The sequence below is a fragment of the Microbacterium sp. genome, from assembly GCF_041909575.1.
In the GTDB taxonomy this organism is placed as follows: domain Bacteria; phylum Actinomycetota; class Actinomycetes; order Actinomycetales; family Microbacteriaceae; genus Microbacterium.
On record NZ_JAYRDE010000186.1, the window covers coordinates 1 to 2,470 of the forward strand.

Sequence of the window (2,470 nt, forward strand, 5' to 3'; positions counted from 1 at the left end):
CGGTGCATGAACATCCGGGTCGCATCAGCCGGTCAGTGCGCGCGCGACCGCCTCATCCACCACGAGGTCGGTCACGAGCCCCGCCGCCAGCGCGCCGCGCAGGCTCTCGACCTTCGACACGCCGGCGACGACGCACAGGCGGCGTGGCACCCTGCGCAGCACGTCGAACTGCGGACCGGTCGCACGCTCGTTGAGCGGGATGCGGTCGCTCGTGCCGTCCGCGCGGAAGAAGACCGTCGCCACATCGCCGACCACGCCCTCCGCGTCGAGCGCCGCGAGCTCCTGGGCGTCGAGATAGCCGCCGGAGTACACCTGGCTCGGCACCCGCGAGCCGGCCGAGCCGGTGCTGAAGACCACGAGATCCATCGCGGCCTGCATGGCGAGGATGCGCCGCGTGCTGCGCTCGCGCCACATCGCGTGTCGTGTGCGAGGGTCGTCGAAGAACGCGGGCACGGGGAACTGCTGCGCGCTGCCGCCGTACGCCGTGGCGAAGCGGCTGAGGATCTCGCTGGCATAGAGGAGCCCGGTGGTGTGGGTGTTGCCCGACCCGTTGAGCTGCACGAAGACGGTGCCGTGCACCGGCTTCGGGACGAGCCTGCGGCTGACCGCGGCGGTCGTCGAACCCCACGCGACCCCGACCGTCATGTCGGCCTGGACGATCTCGTTGAGGAGGTGCGCCGCGGCCACGGCGACCCGCTCCAGGCGCTCGACCTCGCTGGCGTCGTCGGGCACCGGCACGACGTGCGCGTCGACGCCGAACCGCTGGGCGACGTGCTCCTCCAGGAGCTGGGGAGCGCCGAACGGGGACCGGATGCGGATGTCGACGATCCCGGTCGCCCGGGCGTGGGTGAGCAGGCGGGAGACCGTCGATCGCGAGGTGCCGAGTTCCCGCGCGATCGCCTCCATGGTGCGGTCCTGCACGTAGTACAGGTGCGCCGCCGTGAGTGCGCGCTGCACCGTGCGGGGGTCGGTCTCCTCGTCCACGCGCTCAGTCTTGCACATATGTGCAAACCGCCTGCAAGAACGGCCAGCGGTGTCATCATGGAGGCACTGGCACGACGAGCAGGGACAGGGGAAGCGATGACCGGCGCAGCGGAACGAGGATTCGACGCACTTCGGGAGCGGCCCTACGCCGACGTGCTCATCGTCGGCGGCGGCATCAACGGCCTCGCCACGTTCCGCGACCTCGCCATGCAGGGCGTCGACGTCGCCCTCGTGGAGCGCGACGACTTCGTCAGCGGAGCCTCGGCCGCCTCGTCGCACATGATCCACGGCGGCATCCGCTACCTCGAGAACGGCGAGTTCCGCCTCGTCCACGAAGCCGTGACCGAGCGCAACGCCCTGCTGCGCATCGCGCCCCACTACGTGCGCCCACTGCAGACCACGATCCCGATCTTCTCCACGTTCTCCGGCGTGCTCAGCGCTCCGCTCCGGTTCCTCCGCCACGGCGGCGGAAAGCACACCGAGCGCGGCGCGGTCCTCATCAAGATCGGGCTGGTCATCTACGACTCGTTCTCGCGCAGCGGCGGGCGCGTCCCGCGCCACACCTTCCGCGGGCGCAAGCGGTCGCTGCAGGATCTTCCCGCGCTCAACCCGAAGGTCACCTACACGGCCACGTACTGGGATGCCTCGCTCCACGATCCCGAGCGGCTGGCCCTCGACGTGCTCCGCGACGGCCGCGCCGCGGGCGGCGACCGCGCACGCGCGGCGAACTACACCGCCGCGGTGGGCGCGCAGGACGGCCGGGTGCTGCTGCGCGATCACGTCACCGGCGAAGAGGTGCCGTTCGCGGCATCCGTCTTCATCAACGCCTCGGGGCCGTGGACCGACCTCACCAACTTCGCCCTCGGCGACCCGACGCGCTACATGGGCGGTACCAAGGGCTCCCACATAGTGCTGGACCAGCCCGAGCTGCTCGCCGCCACCGGCGGACGGGAGCTCTTCTTCGAGAACGCCGATGGCCGCATCGTGCTGATCTACCCCCTCAAGGGGCGGGTCCTCGTCGGCACGACCGACCTCGAGCACGACATGCGCGAGCCGGCCGTGTGCACCGAGGCCGAGGTCGACTACTTCATCGACCTCATCGGGCAGGTGCTGCCGCGCATCGAGGTGGACCGGTCGCAGATCGTCTACCGGTTCTCCGGCGTCCGGCCGCTCCCCGGCCACGGCGACGTGGCCCCGGGCTTCGTCTCGCGCGACTACCGCGTGGAGGCCGCCCCGCTCGTCGGCAGCGATGCCACCGTCCTCTCACTGGTCGGGGGGAAGTGGACGACGTTCCGCGCCTCGGCCGAGCACCTCGCCGATCGCGCCCTGGAGCTGCTCGCGCGGCCGCGTCGACGGTCCACCAAGGGCGTCGCGATCGGCGGCGGCAAGGGGTTCCCCACGACCGAGCGCGCGCGGCAGCAGTGGATCTCCGGCCACGCCGACGGGCTCCCGGCCGCGCGCGTCGCAACGCTTCTCGACCGCTATG

At 71.4% G+C, this 2,470-nt stretch carries 2 protein-coding genes; one reads left to right on the forward strand and one right to left on the reverse strand.

All coding sequences use genetic code 11. From position 1 onward, the window contains the following. Positions 1 to 24 precede the first annotated feature (24 nt). Positions 25 to 1,002 (reverse strand): sugar-binding transcriptional regulator, encoded by a 978-nt coding sequence (locus tag ACE3O1_RS15375; protein WP_374316539.1) that lies wholly within the window; start codon positions 1,000 to 1,002, stop codon positions 25 to 27. 78 nt (positions 1,003 to 1,080) lie between these two features. Here ACE3O1_RS15375 and ACE3O1_RS15380 point away from each other — a divergent pair. Further along, positions 1,081 to 2,470, forward strand: a 1,390-nt coding sequence (locus ACE3O1_RS15380; RefSeq protein WP_374316541.1) for a glycerol-3-phosphate dehydrogenase/oxidase, incomplete at its 3' end; no start/stop codon positions are given.

Bases quoted from the DNA above. Each gene is read 5' to 3' on its own strand.
- ACE3O1_RS15375 (WP_374316539.1), bottom strand. From the start codon at position 1,002: ATGTGCAAGACTGAGCGCGTGGACGAGGAGACCGACCCCCGCACGGTG.